Here is a 21,613-nt window from a genome sequence, read left to right as displayed (position 1 = left end):
AGAAATCTGAAGGGAGGCGCGCCTGACCCGCTCCGGCCGCATCGCGCTGAACGGAATCGTGTTCGATCGCGCCCATGCCCGGCTCGAACGCGCCGGCGAGCGCATCGCCCTGCCCGATCTCAGCGCCCGCGTGCTCGGGGTGCTGATCGACCGGGCGCCGGAACCGGTGAGCGCTGCAGAGCTCGCGCGCGCCGCCTGGCACCTCGAACACGTCAGCGAGGACACGATCGCCCAGCGCATCGCATTGCTGAGGAAGGCGCTGGGTGACGATCCGCGCGATCCGGCCTTCATCCGCACCGTGCGTGGACGGGGCTATGCCCTGATGGCCACGCCCAGGCCCGCCCGGCGGGCATCGCCCGCGCTTGCGGCGAGCCTTGCGGGCCTCGTCCTGCTGGGGGGCGCCTCGGCGGGGGCACTCCTGGTCCGGCCCGCCCCGGAGCCGGCCTCAGGGCCGGTTGCGCCGAGCGAGGTGGACACCCTTCTCGCACATGCCCGCGCCCAGCTCGGCCTGCACCAGCGCGAGGAGACCGACCGGGCGATCGCGCTGCTGCGCGACGCGCTGATCCGGGCGCCCTCCGATGCGCGCGTGCAGACTGCGCTGAGCTTTGCCCTGTCCACGCGGGTGACGAAATTCGGCGGCGGCCCCGATGAAGTCGCCGAGGCCGAGGCGCTGGCACGCGCGGTCATCGAGCGTCACGCACACGACGGCGCGGCCTGGCACGCGCTCGGCTATGCGCTCGACGCCCAGGGGCGTATCGGGGAGGCCATCGCGGCGTACCGGCAGGCCCGCGCCGATGCGCCGGACGATTACGCCGCCGCCTCGAGCGCGGCCTATCTTCTGAAGATCCGCGGGCGCCTGCACGAAGCCCTCGCGCTGGAGGCCGAGACCCTCGGCGCCACCACCGTCTCGCTCTACCGCGACCTGCAGATCGCCGACGCGCTCGATCTGGCCGGCGACACCGGCCGCTCGGACCGCTTCGCCGAGCGTGCCCTGCTGATCAATCCCGACCACCCCGTCGTGCTGGCCGGGCTTGCCACGATCGCCCTGCGCCGCGGCGACCGGGCAGAGGCCGAGCGCCTGCTCGATCGTGCCCAGCCCCGCGAACGCGCCACCGGAGAGCTGGCCCGGATCGAAGGCCGGCTTCGCCTGCTCCGGGGAGACGAGGCGGGCGCGCGGGAGGGATTCGAACGCGCCGGCGAGGACGGCATGCTCGACGCCCTCGCGCTCGCCTATCGGCTCGGCGAGGAAGTCCGGCCCGTCGAAGCCGTCATCGTCGAACTCGCCGTGCCGGGCACGACCTGGCCCGAGTATCACGTCCGCCTGGCCGAGGTCGCCGCCGCAGGAGGCGCCGCGGACCTCGCCCTGTCACGCCTGCACACCGCGGTCGATCTGGGATGGCGCGATGCGGCCAGCCTGACCGGTTCGCCTTTCCTGGCATCCCTGCAGGAGACCGGCGCGCTTGAGCCGGTCCTGTCGCGCATACGCCGCGAGGCCGGCGCGCAGGCCGGCCTCGTGGAGCGCGATGAAGCGCTGTTGTCGCGTCTCGACGCTGCCCTGGAGCGGGCGTGACGTCTCAGCCCGCCTCGCGGAAATTGTCGACGTCGAGATCGTATTCGCGCACTTTCCGGTAGAGCGTCGAGCGCCCCACGCCGAGCCGGCGCGCGACCTCGGCCATGCGGCCCGAATAGGTCTCGATGGCGAAGGCGATGAGATCGCGCTCGATGGATTCCAGCGGGCGCACATGGCCGCCGGCATCGAAGATCGAGACCGCGAGATCGGGCTCCTCGCCCTCCTCGGCCGGCGCCTCCGGGACGGGCACCGGGTTCGGGGCCTTGTCGCGGGCACTGTCCTTGAAGACCGGCGCCATGCCGGAGATCTGCGGGAAGTCCTCCGGCGTCAGATAATCGCCATCGCTGAGCACCACGGCGCGGAATACCGCGTTCTCGAGCTGGCGCACATTGCCCTTCCAGTCGTACTGGGCGAGCATGTCCATCGTCTCCGAGCTCGCGTCGAGGACGGACTTGCCCTCCTGGGCGTTGAAGCGGGCGATGAAGTGGCGCACCAGGGCCGGGATGTCCTCGCGGCGCTCGCGAAGGCTCGGGACCTCGATCGGGAAGACGTTGAGGCGATAGAACAGGTCCTCGCGGAAGGCGCCGGTCTTGACCTGCTCGGCGAGATCGCGATTGGTCGCCGAGATGATGCGCACATCGACCTTGACCGGGCGCTTGCCGCCGACCGGGTCGACCTCGCCTTCCTGCAGGGCGCGCAGCAGCTTGACCTGCATGTCGAGCGGCAGCTCGCCGATCTCGTCGAGGAAGAGCGTGCCGCCGTCGGCCTCCTGGAACTTGCCCATGTGCCTGGCGACCGCCCCGGTGAAGGCGCCTTTCTCGTGACCGAACAGGATCGATTCCACGAGGTTTTCGGGAATCGCTCCGCAGTTCACGGCCACGAAGGGCCGGCCGGCGCGGTCGGACGCGGCCATGATCGAGCGCGCGACGAGCTCCTTGCCGACCCCGCTCTCGCCGGTGATGAGGATCGGGATGTTGGACTTCGCCGCCCGCTCGCCCAGGCGCACCACCTGGCGCATGGCCGGCGCGTCGGCCACCATGTCCCTGAAGCCGAGCTGGCCGGAAGAGGACTTCTTCAGCCGGCTGACCTCGCCGGAGAGATCCCTGACCTTGAAGGCGTTGCGGATCGACACCGCGATGCGTTCCGGGCTCGCCGGCTTGACGAAGAAGTCGCACGCCCCGCCGCGCATCGCCTTGACCACCGTCTCGATGCCGCCGTGGGCGGTCAGCACGATGACGGGAAGCTCGGGCTCGCGCGCCTTCAGCGTCTCCAGCGTCTCCATCCCGTCCATGCCGGGCATGACGAGATCGAGCAGCACCACGTCGATGCCGCCGCGCTTGACGCGCTCGATCGCGGCCTCGCCGCTCTCGGCCATCTCGGGATGATGTCCCTGCTTTTCCAGAACCGCCTGAAGCAGGCGGCGTTGCGTCGGATCGTCATCGACGACGAGTACAGTCTTGGCCATCTCACCCACGCCTTTTCGGTCGCTATATCGGCGCTCCCCTCATTCGCCCCGGCCCGCGGTCTTCCGCGTGACCGGATGAGAGCGCGCCCCATCCATGCGCACCGTTATGAGACACCATGGGTAAAAACGGCGTGTAGAGAGCGGTGAGAAATCGTTAGGGTAAATAGGTGGTTAGCGTATGCTGTCCTGCATCCAGATTGACCGCCCCGGCGCAAGCGCCTAGGCCTGACCTCCTTACCGTCCCGCTTGTTCGCGAACCCGCTCCATGTCCAGACCCGATCGCCTGCCTCCGCCCCTCATACCGTTCAAGGGCGAGATGCCCGCACGTCCCGCCTGGTTCGAGGATGCCCTGGAGGGCCCGGTGGAGACGGGATTCGCAGAGCGCGAGGGCACGCGCCTGGCCTGGAAGGCCTGGGGCGAGCGCGGCCTTCCCGGCGTGCTGCTGATCCATGGCGGCACCGCGCACAAGGGCTGGTGGGACGCGCTCGGTCCCTTCCTCGCCGAGGCCGGCCATCGCGTGGTGGCGCCCGATCTCGCCGGCATGGGGGAGTCCGGCTGGCGCGAGATCTACACGATGGCCGACCACGCGAGCGACATGATCGCGGCGGGCGAGCATGCCGGCGCGTTCGGGGCCGGCCGGCCGATGATGGTCGGCCATTCCTTCGGCGGCTTCGTGACCATCAAGGCCGCGATCGACCACGGGGATAGACTGCGCGCGGCGGTGCTGCTGGACTCTCCGATCCGGCCGCGCCCCAAGCAGCGTTCGGAATCCCCGCCGCGCCGGGGCGGGCGCACCTATCCGGACATGATCGCTGCGCTCGCCCGCTTCCGCCTCCTGCCCGAGCAGGAGTGCGACAATCTGTGGCTCGTCGACCATATCGCACGCGGGTCGCTGAAACGGGCCGGAGACGGCTACACTTGGCTGTTCGATCCCGACCTGTGGGCGAAGCTCGAATACGAGCCGCGCGACCCCGAAGAGGCGCGCGAGAAGGCCGGCTGCCCGCTCGCCTTCATGCGCGGGGCCCAGTCGGTCCTGATGCAGGCGGAGACCTGGGACTTCATGCGCGAGACCTTCCCCGGCGCACCCTTCATCACCGTGCCGCAGGCCCGGCACCATCTCATCCTCGACCAGCCGCTGGCCGTCGCCGCGGCGGTCGAGACGCTGCTGGCGAGCTGGGCGCGCGATCGAGTCTGACGCCTGGCCGATACTGAGCAAGCGCATCCCCGGCGCTTGGCGCGGGCCGGGACCCGTGATAATCGCCTGTTCCCGAGATTTGGCAGGACGCGGGATCCTCCCCGCGCCATGACGGACAGGAGCGCCCCATGGCTCACGATTATTCGCGCGGCGAGATGGACATCTCCGAGCAGAAGCACACCTTCGAGAGCTTCATCAGCATCAGCGTCTTCAGCGCCGCCGTCATCGGCCTCGTCGTGCTCTTCCTGTCGATGACGTTCGGCACCGGCCTCGGCTGGCTGACGAGCTTCATCATCACCGCCATCGTCGGCGGCGTGATCGGCGTGCTGCTCAAGCAGGGCACGGCCTACTGGCTCACGGTTGCGATCCTCGGCGTGATCACCGTCATCGCCGGCTTCATCATCGTCGGCTTCTTCGGCAGCTAGCCATCTGCCTGCGGGCAGACCAGATTTCCCCTTGCGCGCGCCCTGAAATCGCCCATTCTGGTGCCGGCTGGAGTCCACGGACCAGATACGGGCGATTGCATGCGAATAGCCGTTCTCAAAGAGCGCCGCGAGGGCGAGAACCGCGTGGCCGCCACGCCGGACACGGTCAAGGGCCTCGTGAAGTCCGGCGCCGCGATCGCGGTTGAGAAGGGCGCCGGGGCCGGGGCTCACTTTCCAGACAGTGCCTACGAGGCTGCCGGCGCCACGGTCGGCACCAAGGCCCAGGTCCTCAAGGGCGCCGACGCGGTCTTCTGCGTGCGCCGTCCCGACGACGAGACCCTTTCAAGGCTGCCCTCGGGGGCGGTGCTCGCCGGCCTGCTCGAGCCGCACGGCGACGCCGCGTTCGCGCGCGCCTGCGCGGCGGCCGGCGTGAACGCGCTGGCGCTGGAATTCACTCCGCGCATCACGAGGGCGCAGTCGATCGACGCCCTGTCCTCGCAATCGAACCTCGCGGGCTACCGCGCGGTCGTCGAGGCGGCCCAGCTCTATGGCCGTGCCTTCCCGATGATGATGACCGCCGCCGGCACGATCGCCGCGGCGCGCTGCTTCGTCATGGGCGCGGGCGTGGCCGGCCTGCAGGCGATCGCCACCGCGCGCCGGCTCGGCGCCATCGTCACCGCCACCGACGTGCGCCCGGCCGCCAAGGAACAGGTCGCCTCGCTCGGGGCGAAGTTCGTCGCGGTGGAGGACGAGGAGTTCAAGGCGGCCGAGACCGCGGGCGGCTACGCCAAGGAGATGAGCGAGCAGTACCGCGTCAAGCAGGCCGAGCTGGTCGCGCAGCACCTCGCCAAGCAGGACATCGTGATCACCACCGCGCTGATTCCCGGGCGTCCCGCGCCGAAACTCATCACGGGCGAGATGATTTCCGGCATGAAGCCTGGCTCCGTCATCATCGACATCGCCGCGGCCAATGGCGGCAACACCGCGCTGACCCGGCCGGACGAGATCGTGGAGGAAGGCGGTGTGCGCATCGCCGGTTTCACCAACCTGCCCGGCCGCCTGGCCGCGGACGCCTCCCAGCTGCTCGCCAAGAACCTCGTCAACCTCCTGCCGCTGCTGCGCGGCGAGGACGGCGAGGCGCACGTGCACTGGGACGACGAGATCATCAAGGGCATGGCCCTGACCCGCGACGGTCAGGTAGTCCATCCAAGCTTCGGGAGCTGACCCATGAAACGCCGCGTCGCCCAAGTCGTGCTCGCCGGCATCGCCGTCATCACCCTGACGGCCTGCATCATCGTTCACGAAAGTTCCGAGGCCGGTTTCGTCCCGGCACCCGCCAGCAGCCAATCGGACTAGCGCCATGGAAGCCGTCGACCCGATCGTCTTTCGCCTCGCGATCTTCGTGCTGGCCGTGTTCGTCGGCTATTACGTCGTGTGGTCGGTCACCCCGGCCCTGCACACCCCGCTGATGAGCGTGACGAACGCGATCTCCTCGGTGATCATCGTCGGCGCGCTTCTCGCCGCCGGCGCGACGGCCGTCGATTCCGGCTCGCAGTTCGGCAAGTATGCCGGCGCGCTCGCGGTCATGCTCGCCAGCATCAACATCTTCGGCGGCTTCCTCGTCACCCAGCGCATGCTGGCGATGTACAAGAAGAAGGAGAAGCCGGCGAACAAAGGTGAGACCCGATGAGCGCCAATCTCGCCGCCCTTCTCTATCTCGTCGCCGGCGTGCTGTTCATCCTCGCGCTCAGGGGCCTGTCCAGTCCGGAAACGGCGCGGCGCGGCAATTATCTCGGCATGGCCGGCATGGCGGTGGCGGTCGTCACCACGCTGCTCGTCATGGAGATCGACCGCACCGGGCTTGCCCTCATCGCCGGCGCGGTGGTGATCGGCGGCGCGATCGGCGCGATCATCGCCCGGCGCATCGCGATGACGGCGATGCCCCAGCTCGTGGCCGGCTTCCACTCCCTGGTCGGTCTGTGCGCGGTGATGGTCGCAGCCGCCTATCTCTACGAGCCGCACGCCTTCCATGCCGGGTTCGAGGAGGGCATGCCGGCGCATTTCTCCGCGCTGTCTCTGGTGGAACTCTCCATCGGCGCGGCGATCGGGGCCATCACCTTCTCCGGCTCGGTCATCGCCTTCATGAAGCTGCAGGGGCTCATGCGCTCCGCCCCGGTGGTGTTCAAGGGCCAGCACTGGCTCAATCTCGGGCTCGGCATCGCGGTGGCGGTGTTCATCGTCTTCCTCACCGCCTCGGGCGGGGACGCCCGGACCGCGTTCTGGATCGTCTGCCTGCTCTCGCTGGTGCTCGGGGTGCTGCTCATCGTACCCATCGGCGGGGCGGACATGCCCGTCGTGGTCTCGATGCTCAACTCCTATTCGGGCTGGGCCGCCGCCGCGCTCGGCTTCACACTCGAGAACACGGCGCTCCTGATCACCGGCGCACTCGTCGGCTCCTCCGGGGCGATCCTGTCCTACATCATGTGCAAGGGGATGAACCGGTCCTTCATCTCGGTCATCCTCGGCGGCTTCGGTGCGGACGGCTCGGAAGCGGCCGCCGGGGCGGACATGGACCGCACCGTCAAACAGGGCAGCGCGGACGACGCCGCCTTCATCATGAAGAATGCCGGCAAGGTCATCATCGTGCCCGGCTACGGCATGGCGGTCGCCCAGGCCCAGCACGCCCTGCGCGAGCTCGGCGACCTGCTGAAGGCGGAAGGCGTCGACGTGTCCTACGCCATCCACCCGGTCGCCGGGCGCATGCCGGGTCACATGAACGTGCTGCTCGCCGAGGCGAACGTGCCCTATGACGAGGTGTTCGAGCTCGAAGACATCAACTCCGAGTTCGCCACAGCCGACGTCGCCTACGTGATCGGGGCCAACGACGTCACCAACCCGGCCGCCGAGGACGACCCGTCCTCGCCGATCTACGGCATGCCCGTGCTGCAGGTGTGGAAGGCCAAGACGGTGATGTTCGTCAAGCGCTCGCTCGGCTCGGGCTATGCCGGCATCGAGAACCCGCTCTTCTTCCGCGACAACACGCTCATGCTGCTCGGCGACGCCAAGAAGATGACCGAGAGCATCGTGAAGTCGATGGAGTAGACGGTGAACGCGGCCCTCCTCATCCTCGGCGCGATCGCAGCGCAGGAGATCGGGGAGGACTGCACGCTCGAGGGCATTGCCCTTTACGGCAAGGTCAAGATCGTGGAGGCCTTCGCCGATCTCGAAGTGGAGGTCGTGGAGGCTTTTCCCGACCTGAAGGTGAAGCCGGTGACGGTCTTCCCCGATGCGTGCGGCGAGTGGCAGTTCGTCGAGAGCTTCCCGGACTTCACCGTGCGCCGCGTGGAAGACTTTGCCGACCTCGAGATCATGTTCGTAGAGAGCTTTCCGGGATGGCCCTGATGTCATTCTACCACGAGCACATCCTGCCTCACCTCATCGCCCTCACCTGTTCCCAGCCGCAGATCATGAAGAAGCGCTCGCAGGTCGTGCCGGCCGCCGAGGGCCGGGTGCTGGAGGTGGGGTTCGGGTCGGGCACGAATCTGGAGTTCTACGACCCGGTGCGGGTGGAGCGCCTGTTCGCGCTCGAGCCGTCGAAGGGCATGCGCAGGAAAGCGCGGGACGCGGTGGATAAGAGCCCGCTCGAAATCGAGTGGCTGGACCTGCCCGGAGAAGAGATCCCGCTCGACGACGCCAGCGTGGACACCGTGGTGCTCACCTACACCGCCTGCACGATCCCCGATGTCGAGGCCGCCCTTGCCCAGATGCGCCGCGTGCTGAAGCCCGGCGGGAAACTGCTCTTCTCAGAGCATGGCCGGGCTCCCGATCCCGGCGTCGCGAAATGGCAGCGCCGCATCGAGCCGGTCTGGAAGCCGATCGCCGGAGGATGCCACCTCACCCGCAAGCCGGACGCGCTGATCGCACAGGCCGGCTTCCGCATTGCGCGGATGGAGGAGGGTTATCTGCCCAAATCCCCCAAGTTCGCGGCCTACAATTACGCCGGAGCGGCGGTGCCGGCCTAGCGCACGCGGTCGAACTCGAGACGCTCGATCCGCTCCCCGGCGCCCGTCCCGACCACCAGATCGACGATCAGGCGTCCCGCTTCGAGGCGATATTCGAGCCCCTCGAATCGCGCGAAGTCCTCGCCTGTCTCGATCAGCGCGAAGCTGAGGAATTCGTCGCCAGCCTCCCAGCCGGTCATGTCGGGGTTGAAATGCTTGAGGCGAACCGCCGGGCCGGTCTCGAACTCGTCGAGCACGAAGATTTCCGACATCGTCTGCGCCCCGTCCGCGCCGATCATCTGGAACATGCCGGTCAGCCGCCCGTCCGGCGCGCTCATCCAGCACTCCTCCACACTCATGCCGAAACCGGTACCCTCCCAGCAGCCTTCCAGCCAGGCGAGATCGGCGATGTCGCGGCGCACGCCCGGACCGGCCGGGTCCTGGACGATGAGCAAGAGAGCGGCGAGCAGAACCGGTGTCATGGCGTATCCTCCCCGAAGAGCAGTCTCCGGCAGGACGACGCGCGAAGCGAGCCCGATTCGACATGCCGACGGGAATATTTGCTCAGGCGCAGCCCGCGCAGCGCGGCGCGGCCGGGTCGATCCCGAGGCGCCGGCCCTCGATCGCCTCGCCGCATTCCACACAATAGCCGTACTCGCCTTCTTCCAGGCGCCTGAGCGCCGCATCGATGCGGCGCAGCTCCTGCGCGCGGCGCGCCTCGGCGGCCTTGGCCATGGCCTGGACCTGCAGGCTGTCCTGACGCGAGAGCCGGCCGACCGATTGCTGGTCGAGCCCGACCGGCTTGCGGTCCTCGCTCGCGCCCTGCGACAGCACGACGATCTCCTCGCGCAAGGCGAGGAGCCGGGTGCGGGCGGTGGCGTCATCAATCGCGCTCATATGGGCAGATTAGCAGCGCCGGGAAGGTTTCAGAAGGCGGCGTCATGCGACGCGACACACTGGCCGGTTGCCCTGCGGACGAAGACGGCTAGGGTGAGACCCGATGGCGGTGCCCCCGGCACCGCGTTCAGAGGTCGTCCGCCTTCATGATGAAAGAGCATTTCAGGCGCTTCGCCAACTACAACACCTGGGCGAACGCGCGGCTTTACGACGCCGCAACCGCACTGACCGACTTCGAGCGCAAGCGCGACGTCAAGGCATATTTCAAGAGCCTGCACGGCACGCTGAACCACATCCTGGTGGCCGACCGGATCTGGCTGTACCGGCTGACCGGCGAGGGCGAACGGCCCGCAAGCCTCGACCAGATCCTCTACGAGAAGTTCGAGGCGCTGCGCGAGGCCCGCGAGGCGGAGGACCGACGCCTCATCGCCTATGTCGGCAGCCTGTCGAACGAGGACTTCTCCGAGGCGGTGGAGTATCGCAATACCAAGGGCGAGGCGAAGGCGCTGCCACGCGGCGTGATCCTCACCCACGTATTCAACCACCAGACCCATCATCGCGGCCAGGCGACCCACATACTGCGCCAGCTCGGCGTCGCCGAACCGCCGGCGCTCGATCTTCTGTATTTCGCCCTGCCGAGCGCCTAGGACGAGGCGAGCTTCTCCTTCGTGGCCGCGATCCAGCGCTCGACGCGCTTGCGGTTGACGTTGAGGTCCCAGAAGCCGACCACTGCGCGCGAATAGACCGCGAGCGCGCCGCCGCCCTTCGCGGGCACGGCCTGCGCGGTGACGTAATCGCGAAAGCGCAGGACGGGGCTCTTCTGCCGGATCTCCACCTGCAGCCCGTCGCGGCGCAGCTCGCGCGTTCGCGGCTCCTCGAGCGCGGCGGCGACGAAGGCCTCGATCAGCGCCTGCGGCGACGCATCGAAGTACGGGCTGCGCGCGTCGGGCTCGGCCTCGGCCTCGAAGCCCTCGGGCAGGACGAGCCAGGCGCGTGGGCGCGGATCGGGGGTCAGGGTGGAAAACTCGATCGGGAATTCGCGTTCGGCCATCGATCAGTCTCCTCTGCCGGCTGGTTCTTACATAGACCATGCTGGAACTAACGCACAGGACCGCCTAGGAAGGTCCATGTCCGTATCGCGAGCAAGGGGGACGCGATGACCGCGTATGCGCTGGAGGTGGAGGGGCTGGCCAAGAGCTTCGCCGGCAAGGCGGCCGTGCGCGAGGTCTCGTTCAAGGCGCGCAACGGGGAGATCACCGGATTCCTCGGCCCGAACGGGGCGGGCAAGACCACGACGCTTCGCATCGCGCTCGGAATCATCCGGCCGGATCGCGGCCAGGTACGGCTGTTCGGCCGCGGCCTGGAGAAGAAGGCCTTCGACCGCGTCGGCTTCCTGCCCGAGGAGCGCGGCGTCTACCGCAAGATGACGGCGCTGGAGGTCATCACCCTGTTCGCGCGGCTCAAGGGCGTGCCCGCCCGCGAGGCGCGAGAGCGCGCCCGCACCCATCTCGACCGCTTCGGGCTCGCCGATGCGGCCGGCAAGAAGATCAAGGAGCTCTCCAAGGGCATGGCCCAGAAGGTCCAGATCATCTCGGCCATCGTGCACGAGCCCGATTTCATCATACTCGACGAACCCTTTTCCGGTCTCGACCCGGTCAACCAGGCCGTGCTCGAGGACATGATCCGCGAACAGGCCGAGGCGGGGCGCACCGTCCTGTTCTCCACCCATGTCATGCAGCACGCCGAAAGGCTGTGCGACCGCATCGTGCTGATGGCGCGCGGGGAGAAGGTGTTCGACGGCCGCGTCGAGGAGGCGCTCGCCGTGGTGCCGCGCCAGGTCGATATCGGGGTGGAGGAGGCGCGCGACCTAACCGGTCTCCTGAGCCCGTTCGGATCGGTGACCCGGCTCGGCCCGGACGAGGAAGGCATCGAGATCTGGCGCGTCGTCCTGTCCGGCCGCGCCTCGCCGCAGGAACTGCTCAAGGCCTGCGTCGATGCCGGCATCACGCTCGCGCGCTTCGAGCCGCTGCGGCCCCATCTGCACGACGCCTTCGTGCGTCTGGTCGCCGATCCGGCCGACGCCCGCCCGGCGGAGGCCTGAGGCGATGCGCGCGATCTATCTCATCGCCCGGCGAGAATACCTGTCCTACGTGGCGACCTGGGGCTTCTGGCTCTCCCTGCTCTCGGTGCCGCTCTTCATGGTGCTGGGCGCCTCCATCCCCTTCCTCGTGGAGTCCTCCCAGCCGACCCGCTACTACGTCGTCATCGACGAGACGGGCCAGGGCTATGACGCCATCGTCCAGGACGGGCTCGAGCGCGAGCGGCGCGAGCGCGCGAGGCTCGCCCTGGAGACACTCGCCCAAGTGCGTGGCGAGGCGGAGCGGGACCGCGCGCTGGCCGCCTTCGACGAGGCTCCCTCCATGATGGAGGGGCTGTCGCAGGCCCTGGACATTCTCGGCATCGACCAGAGCGCGGCCGAATTCGCCGCCGGCTTCGGCAATCGCGTGCGCGTCGAAGCCCCCGCCGTCGACCCCTCGGTTCTGCGGCCCTTCCTCGTGGGCGAGCGCTCGGTGAACACCCCGGAAGGACCCCGTGCGGTCTTCGGCGCCCTCTATATCCGCGAGGGCGAGGACCGTCCGCTCTCGCTGACCTGGTACTCGACCAACCTCACCGACGATGCCATTGCGGCAGATGCCCGGCGCGTGCTCGAGCGCCATCTGCGCCGCCAGGCGCTCGCCGCACAGGGGCTGAGCGAGGCGGAGATCGACGCACTCGCCCAGCTCGCGCCGCCGATCCGCAATATCGATCCGAGCGTGGAGGCCGCCGAGGAGCGCGAAGTCACATCGGCCGACCGGATTCCCTATTTCCTCGCCATCCTGCTCGCCTTCCTGCTCTGGACCTCGGTCTTCTCGGTAGCGAACATGCTGCTGACGAGCCTCATCGAGGAGAAGGGCGGCAAGATCATCGAGCTGCTCCTGTCCACCGCGCGCTTCCACGAGATCCTGGTCGGCAAGCTCGCCGGCGTCGCCGCGGTCTCCTTCACCCTGTTCGCGGTCTGGGGCCTCGTCGGTACCGGCGTCGCGGTGGCCGGCAGCGGCGCGCTCGTCGCGCTCGATCCCGATCTCGCCGGCCTGCTCGCGGGCATCGCCCAGCCGGGCCTGTTCTTCGCGGCCTTCTGCTATTTCGTCGTCGGCTATCTCATGTTCGGCTCGATCTTCCTGGCACTGGGGTCGCTGTGCGAGACGCTTCAGGATGCGCAGACCCTGATGACGCCGATCATCCTCGTCCTTATGGCCCCGCTGCTGATCCTCTCCTTCTCCTTCCAGGCGATGGATTCCGCATTCGTGGAGATCGCGAGCTGGGTCCCGCTCTGGACGCCCTTCGTGATGATGGCGCGCCTGCCCACCGACCCGCCGGCCTGGGAGCTCCTGGGCACGACCGCCCTCATGCTCGCCACCATGGTCTTCGTGCTGTGGGGCGCGACCGCCGTCTTCCGGCAGGGCGCGCTCGGCAGCGCCGATGTCGACACGGTCAAGGGCTGGTTCGGAATGGGCAAGAAGGGGTAGGCGCAGCGGCCTGCGCGGCGGCGCCTTTCCCTCCCCCCTCGTCGGGGGCGGGGCTGAATCAGTGGAAATCGCGGCTCTTCGGCATCGCCGGTCCCGCCGGTGCGAGCGCGCCATGCCGCCTCGGCTTCATGCGCTGGTCGGCGCTGGACCGGTTCACCTCGTCGGCGCGCGCGAGCGCGGGCGCGAATTCGCCCCCGGTCAGGCGCGACAGCAGCGGGGTCTGGTCGATCAGCTGCTCGGCGATGAGATGGATCACCTCCCCCTCGCGCTGCACCCGGCCGACCACGCCCATCAGCTTCGCCCCGATCACGGTGCGCCGGAAGCGCTGGAAGACTTTCGGCCAGACGACGAGATTGGCCACGCCCGTCTCGTCCTCCAGCGTGACGAAGATCACCCCGCTCGCCGTGCCCGGGCGCTGGCGGATCAGCACGAGCCCCGACAGGCCCAGGCGCGCGCCGTTGCGGGCGGTCTTCAGATCGGCGCAGGAGCGGTAGCCGAGTTCGTCGAAATGGGAGCGCAGGAAGCTCACCGGATGGGCCTTCAGCGACAGGCTGGTGGTGGCATAGTCCTGCGCCACGTGCTCGGACCGGCTCATGACGGGCAGCGAGAAACCGTGACTGTCGGCGAGGCGCGAGGCGGAAGAGCGCCCCTCGCCCGCCACCTCGAACAGCGGCAGGTCGGGGCCCGGGAGGGCGAGCGCCTTCCAGCCCGCCTCGCGCCGGTCGAGCCTCATGGAGCGCAGCGCATCGGCCTGGGCGAGCCGGTCGGCCTCGCCGCGCGAGAGCCTCGCGCGGCGCACCATGTCCTCGACGCTTGCGAACGCTCCACCCTCCTCGCGCGCGGCCACGAGGCGCGCCGCCGTGACCTCGGACAGGCCCTTGATCTGCCTGAGGCCGAGCCGGACCGCCCTCGCCCCGCCGCCTTCGGGCGTGAGCGCGGCCCGCTCGCCGGGAGCGAGGTCTTCCAGCGTGCAGTCCCAGTTCGACCGGTTCACGTCGGCCGGGCGCACGACGATCCCGTGCTCCCTGGCATCGCGCACCAGCTGGGCCGGGGCGTAGAAGCCGAGCGGCTGGGCGTTGAGGATGGCGGCGAGGAAGACGTCGGGATAGTGGCGCTTGAGCCAGCAGCTGACATAGACGATGAGCGCGAAGCTCGCCGCATGGCTCTCGGGAAAGCCGTACTCGCCGAAGCCTTCGAGCTGGGCAAAGCAGCGCTCGGCGAAATCGCGTTCATAGCCGTTGGCGATCATGCCCTTCACCAGGCGCTCGCCCATCTCCGCGATCGTGCCCGAGCGGCGGAAGGCGGCCATGGAGCGGCGCAGCCTGTCGGCCTCCGAAGGCGAAAAGCCGGCCGCGACGATGGCGATCTTCATCGCCTGCTCCTGGAAGAGCGGCACGCCGAGCGTCTTGCCGAGCACCTGGCGCAGTTCCTCCGAGGGAAACTCGACCCGCTCCCTGCCGTCGCGGCGCCTCAGATAGGGATGGACCATGTCGCCCTGGATGGGGCCGGGACGCACGATGGCGACCTCGATGACGAGGTCGTAGAAGCAGCGCGGCTTGAGGCGCGGCAGCATGGTCATCTGCGCCCGGCTCTCGATCTGGAAGACCCCGATCGTGTCGGCCTTGCAGATCATGTCGTAGACGCGGGGGTCCTCGGCCGGCACGTCGGCGACCGCGAGGGAGCGGCCATACCCCTCCTCGAGAAGCGAGAGCGCGCGCGAGACGCAGGACAGCATGCCGAGGCCGAGCACGTCGACCTTCATCAGGCCCAGCGCCTCGATATCCTCCTTGTCCCACTCGATCGCGGTGCGTTCGGGCATGGCGGCCTTGCGCACGGGCACGATCTCGTCGAGCCGGCCCAGCGTCATCACGAAGCCGCCGGGATGCTGGGAGAGATGGCGCGGGAAACTCAGGAGCTCGCGCGCATAGTGCAGCGTGCGGGCGAGCGCGGGGCTCTCCGGATCGAGGCCGAGCTCGGTGCGGATGACCTCGGCGGAGAGTGCCTCCTTCCAGCCCCAGACCGATTTCGACAGCGCCGCGATGACGTCGCCGGAAAGCCCGAACACCTTGCCGACCTCGCGGATCGCGCCGCGGGGGCGATAGCAGCTGACCACCGCCGTCATCCCGGCGCGCCGGCGCCCGTACTTCTCGTAGACGTACTGGATGACCTCCTCGCGCCGCTCGTGCTCGAAATCGACATCGATATCGGGCGGTTCGTTGCGTTCCGCGGAAACGAAGCGCTCGAAGAGGAGATCGATCCTGGCGGGGTCCACCTCGGTCACGCCCAGCGCGAAGCAGACCGTGGAATTGGCCGCCGAGCCGCGGCCCTGACAGAGAATGCCCCTGGACCGGGCAAAGCGCACGAGATCGTAGACGGTGAGGAAATAGGAGGGGTAGTTCAGCTCCTCGATCAGGCCCAGCTCGTACTCCACCGCCGTCCTGACCTTGCCCGGCTCGCCATCCGGGTAGCGGCGCTTCAGCCCCTCCTCGGTCAGGCGGCGCAAGGTCTGCATCGGCGTCTCGCCCGCCCCGATCACCTCTTCGGGATATTCGTAGACCAGCTCGTCGAGGGAGAAATCGATCTCGCCGGCGAGCCCCGCCGAGCGCGCGACGGCCTCCTCGTGGCCGGCGAAGAGCCGGGCCATCTCGGCGGGCGATTTCAGGTGGCGTTCCGCGTTCGCCGCGAGCCGGCGCCCGGCCGCGTCTATCCTCACGTGCTCGCGGATGCAGGTGAGGATGTCGGCCATTTCCCGGCGGTCGGGGTGGTGGAAGCGCGCATCGCCCACGGCCACGGTCTCGATCCCGAGCCGGGCGGCGAGCGCGGCATGCCGGGCAAGTCGGGCTCCGTCCTCGCCGTCGAACGAGCGCACGAGGCCGAAATGCACCGCGCTTTCGCACCGGGCGATGAAGGCCTCCGCCTCGCGCACCCAGTGCGCGTCCTCGGCCTGCGGCGGCAGGAGGATCAGAACCTGGTCCGGTCCAGCTCCGGCCACGTCCATGAGGCTCACCCGCCCCTCCCGCGCCTCGTCCGGCGCGCGGAAATTGGCGTCGGTCAGGAGCCGGGAGAGCTTGCCATAGGCCGCCTTGTTCTTCGGCAGGCAGACGAGTTCGACACCCTCCACCGTCACGAGGCGTGCGCCCACGAGGAGCTTGATGCCCGCCTCCTTCGCGGCGAGATGGGCGCGCACCACGCCGGCGAGCGTGTTGCGGTCGGTGATGGCGATCGCCGACAGGCCCAGTGCCCTGGCGGTCTCGACCATCTCGTGGGGATGGCTCGCGCCGCGCAGGAAGGAGAAGTTCGTCGCCGCGGCGAGTTCGACATAGGCCATGGCTCACCCCGCCCCGTGCACGAACCATGAGGGCCGGTCAGTCTCGCGTGCGTAGAGCCCCTCGCGATAGAGCCAGAAGCGGCGGCCCTCCATCGTCTCGACATGGAAATAGTCGCGCGTGCGCCCCGGCCCCTCGCCCGGCTTCATGCGCCACCATTCCGGTGCGATGCGCTCGGGCCCTTCCGCGCGCGCGACGCGGTGCCGGATGCGCCGCCAGGTGAACTGGCGCGGCGGGCCGTCGGGGATTTCCGCGACCGCCTCGGCGGGTTCGGGCCGGTCGAGGATCAGGAGCGGGCGCAGCTCGCGCCGCTTCGGCCAGGCCGGAGCCTTGCCCGAGAGGGACACGAAGCGGGCGGCGCGCTCGGGAATGTGGCTGTCGCCGGGGTCGGGCCGGGTCACGGCCCCCTCGCCGAGCCGCGCGGTGAGCCGGTCGGCGAGCGCCATCAGGCCCGCCTCTCCCTCCCCTTGCCCCGAGAGATCGGCCTGCTCGCCGCAAAGCGGGCCTGCAAGGCTCGCGGCCGCCTCGACGAGATCGATGCCGAAGCCGATATCGATCTCGGCCCGGTCGAGGCGTTCGCTGACGAGGCGGGAGAGATGGGCCGGGTCGCGGCTCGGCCTCGCGGTCCCCACGACCAGGTCGCGCGCCTGCCCGTCCACGCGGTAGAGCGTGAGACGCAGACGGGTGAGACCGAGGCTCTCGCGCTCGAGCTCCCTGCACAATCGCTCGACCGCCCGGGCGCAGCCGGACTTCACCCCGTCGAGAGTCTGGTGAGCCTCGGCAAAGCGGATCCGGGCCCTGAGACCGGCCCTGGGCTGCAGCGGATCGAGGACCTCGCGCTCCACTCCCATGGCCTGGTCGAGCCGGCGCACGAGACCGGTCCCGAAGCGTTTCGCGAGATCGGCGCGGGGGATGGCGAACAGATCGCCGCAGCGCCTCAGCCCGAAACGTCCGAGCTTGCCGGCCGTCTCCCCGATCCGCAGGGCCTCCACCGGAAGCGGATCAAGCACGCCGCGCACGCCCGCAGCCGTCACCCAGCCGCGCGAAGCCGCCGGCGCGGCGAAGCGGGAAAGACCCCAGGCGAGCCCGATCGTCGGCGCGGCGGCCGCCGATGCCTCGAGGCCCAGCGCGCGCACCTCGCGCACCAGCCGGTCCATCAGCCGGTCCTCGCCGCCGAACACGCGCGCGCATCCGGTGATGTCCAGGAGGACCCCGTCAAGGCCCGGCCCGCCCGGATCGGCCGCCGTCCAGGGGGAGAAGCGTCCGCACCAGCGCGCCAGGCGCTCAAGCGCGGCGCGGTCGGCACCGGGATCGGCCGGCTGCGCGACGAGCCTGGGGGCGAGCGCGCGCGCATCGGCGACGCCCATGCCGGGTGCGAGACCGGCGGCCTCGGCATTTTGCGTCAGCGCATGCAGCCGCTCCCCGCCCGCTCCGGCGAGGGTGAGGACAAGCGGCGCATCCTCGCTATCCGGCCTCGCGGCGCCGCTGGAGAGGCGCCGGTCGGTCGGCCAGCGAGACAGGCTGAGCGCGGCGAAACGGGTCATGGATGAAATCCAGTTCGAACTCTTCGGGCGCCCCGCCGCGCTGGCGTTCGAGCACGGCGCGCAGGCGCAAATCTCCCGGTGCGGGCAGGCCGCCCGCACCCTTCCAGCCCGCCGGCGCGCTCGGAACCGGAGCGACGGACCAGCGCGTCAGGGCCGCGCTCGTCCCGCACACGTCGTGGGCGCGCAGGAGCACGAGCGTGCCCCCGCGCGACAGGGCCGCCTGGTGCAGGCGCTTCGTGGCGGTCAGGTCGCACGCCGGGTTCGCGCCCGCCTCCCCGAGCACGTGCGCGCCCGCCTTCACCCCTTCCTCCATCGCCCAGAGCGCGTCGGCGGGCTTTCCCGGCGCGACCGCGACGAGCCGGGCCGGATCGATCCCGCGGGCCGCGAGCCCGTCCGGGCAGGGCCCGCCGAAATCGAGCCGCGGATCGCCCGCCCCCCTGACCCAGAGGATGGGCCGGTCCCCGCCGAGCCCGGCAAGCCAGAGCGCGGCGAAGACGAAGGCGAGCGGGCCGTCCAGATAGGCTGCGGGCTTGACCTCGTGCAGGCCGGGCCGGGCGCGGAAGCGCGCGAGCGGATCGTCCGCTTCACCGGCGCCCCTCTGACGCCAGAGCTGCCGGCACGCCGCCTCTTCGCGCTCCGGCGCACGCAGACGGGCCGGCGGGGCAAAGCGCGATCCGGTCGCTTCCAGCGCCCCGATCGCCTTGCGCAGCGCGTCGAGATCGGCTTTGCCTGCAACAGCGCGGCGGCCGTCGGATCGGCCCATGCGATGAGTCCTCCTCGCCAGCTTCCTCGCTTGATGTTCTATCTTTGTTCCGGAACGTGAGAGAGTCAAGCCAGGCGGGGAGCACCAGAGTCAGTCGGCCCGGTCGCCCATCAGGATTCGCGGACCGGCCCCTTTGCGCGCCACGCGGTCGTCCGGATTGTAGAGCGCGCAGAGATCGAGCGAGAGACAGCCGCAGCCGATGCAGCCGTCGAGATGATCGCGCACGCGCGACAGCTCCGCGAGCTTGGCCTCGATGCGGGCCCGGATAGCCGCGGAAATCCGCGCCCAGTCCGCCCGGCTCGGCGTGCGCCCCTCCGGCAGTCCGGCCAGCACGGCCTGGATCTCCGCGATCGTCAGTCCGAGCTGCTGGGCGATCAGCACGAAGGAGAGCCGGCGGATGTCCGAACGCGCGAAGCGGCGCTGGCCGCCGGCATTGCGGATCGAGCTGACGAGCCCCTTCTCCTCGTAGAAGCGGATCGCCGAGACCGAGAGCCCGGTGCGCCGGGCAAGCGCGCCGATCGCCAGCCAGTCATGCGTGCTCTTGGCCATCGAAAATTCTCCGTTCTGAAGCTTGACCTCAAGTTAGCTTGAGGAATTAGGCTCCGACAAGTTCAACGTGACGGACCGGGCCCTCAGGGCAGCTGCGTCACGCCGCACCGCTTGTCGAAGGAAGACGACCATGACCGACCCCTATGCCCGCCACGATGCCGCCCTCGCGGTCCTGCGTCCCTACGGGCCGAACCTGGCCAACGGCTTCATCAACCACGCCCCGATGGTGGTGGAGGCGCTCGCCGCGATGGGACGTGGCGACACCGCGCTCAGCTGGCTGCGGGCGGAGGAGCACGACCTCCTGCCCCGCGCCCCCGCTCAGCCCCCCATCGGGGCGGCAGGCTGGCGCGAGGCGCTCGGCAAGCCCGCCCGGTTCGAGGCCTGGGCCGCCTTCTTCGCGCGCGAGATCGAGATGAACGGATGGCGCGCCACGCTCGACCGCTGGGCCCGGCGCCTCTCCGCGGGCTATGGCACGGCGGCCGTGCACGGCGTGATCCGCACGGCTCATGCCGCCCGCGCGCTCGCCTGGCAGGACACGGCGCTGCGGCGCAGTGAACTCGCGCAAGGCCTCGCGGTCTGGGCGGCGAGATATGCCCCGCTGGCGCCCGATCTGCCCGCTCCCGCCTTCGGAACTCTACCGCCGCACGAGGCTCTGGCCGCCGTGACCCCCGTCGCGCTGCACTGGCGGGTGAGGGCAGGGTCGATCACGGCCGGGCTCGCGAATCTCGCCCGCGCACCCGGCTTCGCGCGCGAGACCGCCGGGGCCGACCTGTCGGAGGAGCCGTTGGCGACGGCAGACGCGCTCGTCTGCACCTTCGCGGAGCTGTTCCTGGACGCGGCACGCAACGGCTACACGGCGATCGTCTTCGCCCATGCCGTCACCGGCGCCGCCGCGGCGCGCAATCTCCTGCCGCTCGTCGGACCGGGAGCCCAGCGCGCCCTGATCGCCGGCGCCTGGCAGACCGGCTGCGCGCTGAAGGCGGTGTTCTACCCGCCTGCCCCGGGCGCCGGTCGTCCGGTCCCGGCCCGCCGCACGCCGGACCGTCTCGCCGAAGCCGCGGCGGTCCATGGCGACGATCACGCGATCAAGCTCGCCGAGGCCTGCCTCTCGGCCTACGCCCGCACGGGCCGGCGCCGGCTCCTGAAGACGATCGCGCTCGCCCTGACATTGCTGGAGCCGCGCGAGGGGGAGGCCGCGGATCCGACCCGGCTGCTGGAGACGCAAACATGACGTGCCGGAACATCATTGACGGGACCTGCGCTTGTGGAATGCTCTATATCTTCGCTGCCTTCAGGAGCCTCCCCCCGTGATCGTCACCCTTGCCGCCATCCTGGGCGGGCTCGTCCTTCTCGTGCTGGGCGCGGAAGCGCTGATCCGGGGCGCGACACGGCTGGCCGAGGGATTCGGCGTCTCCCCGCTGCTGATCGGGCTGACCGTGGTGGGCTTCGGGACTTCGACGCCGGAGCTGGTGACGAGCGTGCAGGGCGCGATCGCCGGCTCGCCGGGCATCGCGGTCGGCAACATCGTCGGCTCGAACATCTTCAACATCCTCGTTATCCTCGGCCTCTCGGCGCTGATCCAGCCGCTCGCGGTGTCCGCCTCCGCCCTGAAGCGCGACGCCGGGATCGTGATCGCCACCGCACTGCTGCTGACCGGGATCGGGCTCGTGTGGACGCTCGACCGGGTGACCGGGGCGGTCTTCCTCGCCGGGCTCGCCGCCGATCTCGTCTATGCCTGGCGCCAGGAGCGCACGCCGGCGCCCGCGGCCGGCCATACGGCGGCCTACGACAAGGCCGAGGCGGCAGAGGGGCTCGATCCTGGCCTGCGTCCGCGGGCGGGGGTGGCCCCATCTCCCCTGCGCTGGGTCAAGGCGCTCGCCTTCGCCGTCGCAGGGCTCGCCCTGCTCGTCACCGGTTCGCGCTTCTTCGTCGGCGGTGCGATCGATCTCGCCCAGGCGCTCGACATCAGCGAGACCGTGATCGGACTGACCATCGTGGCGGCCGGCACCTCGATGCCGGAACTGGCCACCTCCGCACTGGCCGCCATGCGTCGCCAGGCCGACGTGGCGATCGGCAATATCCTCGGCTCGAACATCTACAACATTCTCGGCATCGGCGGCGTGACCGCGATCCTCTCACCCACCCCCGTTCCCGAGACGATCGCCGGGTTCGACAACTTCGTCATGCTCGCCGTGTCCGTCGTCCTGCTGGCGATGCTGTGGACCGGGCGGCGCCTCTCGCGCATCGAGGGCGCGATCCTGTTCGCAGGCTATCTCGCCTATGTCTGGGCGATCTGGCCCTGAGCTCCCGCG

22 protein-coding genes are annotated in these 21,613 nt (G+C 69.8%); 14 read left to right on the top strand and 8 right to left on the bottom strand.

The features are described 5' to 3' along the window. The first annotated feature begins 58 nt into the window (after positions 1 to 58). Positions 59 to 1,570: a winged helix-turn-helix domain-containing protein gene (locus JW792_RS15720; RefSeq protein WP_135994858.1), complete on the top strand. Its 1,512-nt coding sequence runs from the start codon at positions 59 to 61 to the stop codon at positions 1,568 to 1,570. Positions 1,571 to 1,574: 4 nt separating this feature from the next. Here JW792_RS15720 and JW792_RS15715 read toward each other — a convergent pair whose 3' ends face one another. Beyond that, entirely contained in the window at positions 1,575 to 3,035 is a 1,461-nt protein-coding gene (locus JW792_RS15715; RefSeq protein ID WP_135994859.1) for a sigma-54-dependent transcriptional regulator, read from the bottom strand. 265 nt (positions 3,036 to 3,300) lie between these two features. Between JW792_RS15715 and JW792_RS15710 the strand changes: the two genes are divergently transcribed. The 8 genes from JW792_RS15710 (at position 3,301) to JW792_RS15680 (ending at position 8,677) form a co-directional block, all read left to right on the top strand. Next, on the top strand, positions 3,301 to 4,230 hold the full coding sequence (locus JW792_RS15710) for an alpha/beta fold hydrolase (protein WP_135994860.1): 930 nt from the start codon (positions 3,301 to 3,303) through the stop codon (positions 4,228 to 4,230). A gap of 128 nt (positions 4,231 to 4,358) precedes the next feature. Then, positions 4,359 to 4,655: an aa3-type cytochrome c oxidase subunit IV gene (locus JW792_RS15705; protein WP_135994861.1), complete on the top strand. Its 297-nt coding sequence runs from the start codon at positions 4,359 to 4,361 to the stop codon at positions 4,653 to 4,655. 99 nt (positions 4,656 to 4,754) lie between these two features. Continuing rightward, positions 4,755 to 5,879: a Re/Si-specific NAD(P)(+) transhydrogenase subunit alpha gene (locus JW792_RS15700; protein ID WP_135994862.1), complete on the top strand. Its 1,125-nt coding sequence runs from the start codon at positions 4,755 to 4,757 to the stop codon at positions 5,877 to 5,879. A gap of 3 nt (positions 5,880 to 5,882) precedes the next feature. Next, complete coding sequence (locus JW792_RS17100) at positions 5,883 to 6,011, top strand: hypothetical protein (RefSeq protein ID WP_277419631.1); 129 nt, start codon at positions 5,883 to 5,885, stop codon at positions 6,009 to 6,011. Positions 6,012 to 6,015: 4 nt separating this feature from the next. Continuing rightward, positions 6,016 to 6,345 carry an NAD(P) transhydrogenase subunit alpha part 2 gene (locus JW792_RS15695; RefSeq protein ID WP_135994863.1) on the top strand — a complete coding sequence of 110 codons (330 nt, stop codon included), beginning with the start codon at positions 6,016 to 6,018 and terminating at the stop codon, positions 6,343 to 6,345. Next, a complete protein-coding gene (locus tag JW792_RS15690; protein WP_135994864.1) occupies positions 6,342 to 7,757 on the top strand; it encodes an NAD(P)(+) transhydrogenase (Re/Si-specific) subunit beta in 1,416 nt (471 codons plus the stop codon). Before JW792_RS15695 ends, JW792_RS15690 begins: the two co-directional genes overlap by 4 nt. Before the next feature lie 3 nt (positions 7,758 to 7,760). Then, positions 7,761 to 8,057: a 7(1) septoil knot domain-containing protein gene (locus JW792_RS15685; protein WP_135994865.1), complete on the top strand. Its 297-nt coding sequence runs from the start codon at positions 7,761 to 7,763 to the stop codon at positions 8,055 to 8,057. Then, positions 8,057 to 8,677, top strand: a complete 621-nt coding sequence (locus JW792_RS15680; protein ID WP_135994866.1) for a class I SAM-dependent methyltransferase — start codon at positions 8,057 to 8,059, stop codon at positions 8,675 to 8,677. Before JW792_RS15685 ends, JW792_RS15680 begins: the two co-directional genes overlap by 1 nt. On the opposite strand, the gene JW792_RS15675 is transcribed toward JW792_RS15680, so the two are convergent. Then, positions 8,674 to 9,138, bottom strand: coding sequence for a DUF6265 family protein (locus JW792_RS15675; protein ID WP_135994867.1), 465 nt, complete (start codon positions 9,136 to 9,138; stop codon positions 8,674 to 8,676). The genes JW792_RS15680 and JW792_RS15675 overlap by 4 nt on opposite strands. Positions 9,139 to 9,220: 82 nt before the next feature. Next, on the bottom strand, positions 9,221 to 9,553 hold the full coding sequence (locus tag JW792_RS15670; RefSeq protein WP_135994868.1) for a TraR/DksA family transcriptional regulator: 333 nt from the start codon (positions 9,551 to 9,553) through the stop codon (positions 9,221 to 9,223). A 146-nt stretch (positions 9,554 to 9,699) separates the two neighbouring features. On the opposite strand from JW792_RS15670, the gene JW792_RS15665 reads away from it, so the two are divergent. Beyond that, entirely contained in the window at positions 9,700 to 10,200 is a 501-nt protein-coding gene (locus tag JW792_RS15665) for a DinB family protein (RefSeq protein ID WP_241094993.1), read from the top strand. Here the strand turns inward: JW792_RS15665 and JW792_RS15660 are convergent. Next, on the bottom strand, positions 10,197 to 10,604 hold the full coding sequence (locus JW792_RS15660) for a DUF1499 domain-containing protein (protein WP_135994869.1): 408 nt from the start codon (positions 10,602 to 10,604) through the stop codon (positions 10,197 to 10,199). The genes JW792_RS15665 and JW792_RS15660 overlap by 4 nt on opposite strands. A gap of 105 nt (positions 10,605 to 10,709) precedes the next feature. Between JW792_RS15660 and JW792_RS15655 the strand changes: the two genes are divergently transcribed. Together JW792_RS15655 and JW792_RS15650 are read left to right on the top strand one after the other, a co-directional pair. Beyond that, positions 10,710 to 11,654, top strand: coding sequence for an ABC transporter ATP-binding protein (locus tag JW792_RS15655; RefSeq protein WP_135994870.1), 945 nt, complete (start codon positions 10,710 to 10,712; stop codon positions 11,652 to 11,654). Between the two features lie 4 nt (positions 11,655 to 11,658). Further along, positions 11,659 to 13,119, top strand: coding sequence for an ABC transporter permease (locus tag JW792_RS15650; protein WP_135994871.1), 1,461 nt, complete (start codon positions 11,659 to 11,661; stop codon positions 13,117 to 13,119). A gap of 58 nt (positions 13,120 to 13,177) precedes the next feature. Here the strand turns inward: JW792_RS15650 and JW792_RS15645 are convergent, their stop codons facing one another. The 4 genes from JW792_RS15645 to soxR all read right to left on the bottom strand — a co-directional run bounded on the left by JW792_RS15645 (position 13,178) and on the right by soxR (position 19,301). After that, a complete protein-coding gene (locus tag JW792_RS15645) occupies positions 13,178 to 16,447 on the bottom strand; it encodes an error-prone DNA polymerase (protein ID WP_135994872.1) in 3,270 nt (1,089 codons plus the stop codon). A 3-nt stretch (positions 16,448 to 16,450) separates the two neighbouring features. After that, positions 16,451 to 17,989 carry a DUF6504 family protein gene (locus tag JW792_RS15640; RefSeq protein WP_135994873.1) on the bottom strand — a complete coding sequence of 513 codons (1,539 nt, stop codon included), beginning with the start codon at positions 17,987 to 17,989 and terminating at the stop codon, positions 16,451 to 16,453. After that, positions 17,910 to 18,752: an ImuA family protein gene (locus JW792_RS15635; RefSeq protein ID WP_135994874.1), complete on the bottom strand. Its 843-nt coding sequence runs from the start codon at positions 18,750 to 18,752 to the stop codon at positions 17,910 to 17,912. Before JW792_RS15635 ends, JW792_RS15640 begins: the two co-directional genes overlap by 80 nt. Before the next feature lie 90 nt (positions 18,753 to 18,842). After that, positions 18,843 to 19,301, bottom strand: a complete 459-nt coding sequence (gene soxR / locus JW792_RS15630) for a redox-sensitive transcriptional activator SoxR (protein WP_135994875.1) — start codon at positions 19,299 to 19,301, stop codon at positions 18,843 to 18,845. 130 nt (positions 19,302 to 19,431) lie between these two features. Between soxR and JW792_RS15625 the strand changes: the two genes are divergently transcribed. Together JW792_RS15625 and JW792_RS15620 are read left to right on the top strand one after the other, a co-directional pair. Next, on the top strand, positions 19,432 to 20,532 hold the full coding sequence (locus JW792_RS15625; RefSeq protein ID WP_135994876.1) for a questin oxidase family protein: 1,101 nt from the start codon (positions 19,432 to 19,434) through the stop codon (positions 20,530 to 20,532). 76 nt (positions 20,533 to 20,608) lie between these two features. After that, positions 20,609 to 21,604 carry a calcium/sodium antiporter gene (locus JW792_RS15620; protein ID WP_135994877.1) on the top strand — a complete coding sequence of 332 codons (996 nt, stop codon included), beginning with the start codon at positions 20,609 to 20,611 and terminating at the stop codon, positions 21,602 to 21,604. Positions 21,605 to 21,613: the final 9 nt, after the last annotated feature.

Source organism: Marinicauda algicola, assembly GCF_017161425.1.
In the GTDB taxonomy this organism is placed as follows: domain Bacteria; phylum Pseudomonadota; class Alphaproteobacteria; order Caulobacterales; family Maricaulaceae; genus Marinicauda; species Marinicauda algicola.
The sequence above is the reverse complement of the archived record's forward strand: the minus strand, read 5'-3'. Positions and strand labels throughout refer to the sequence as shown.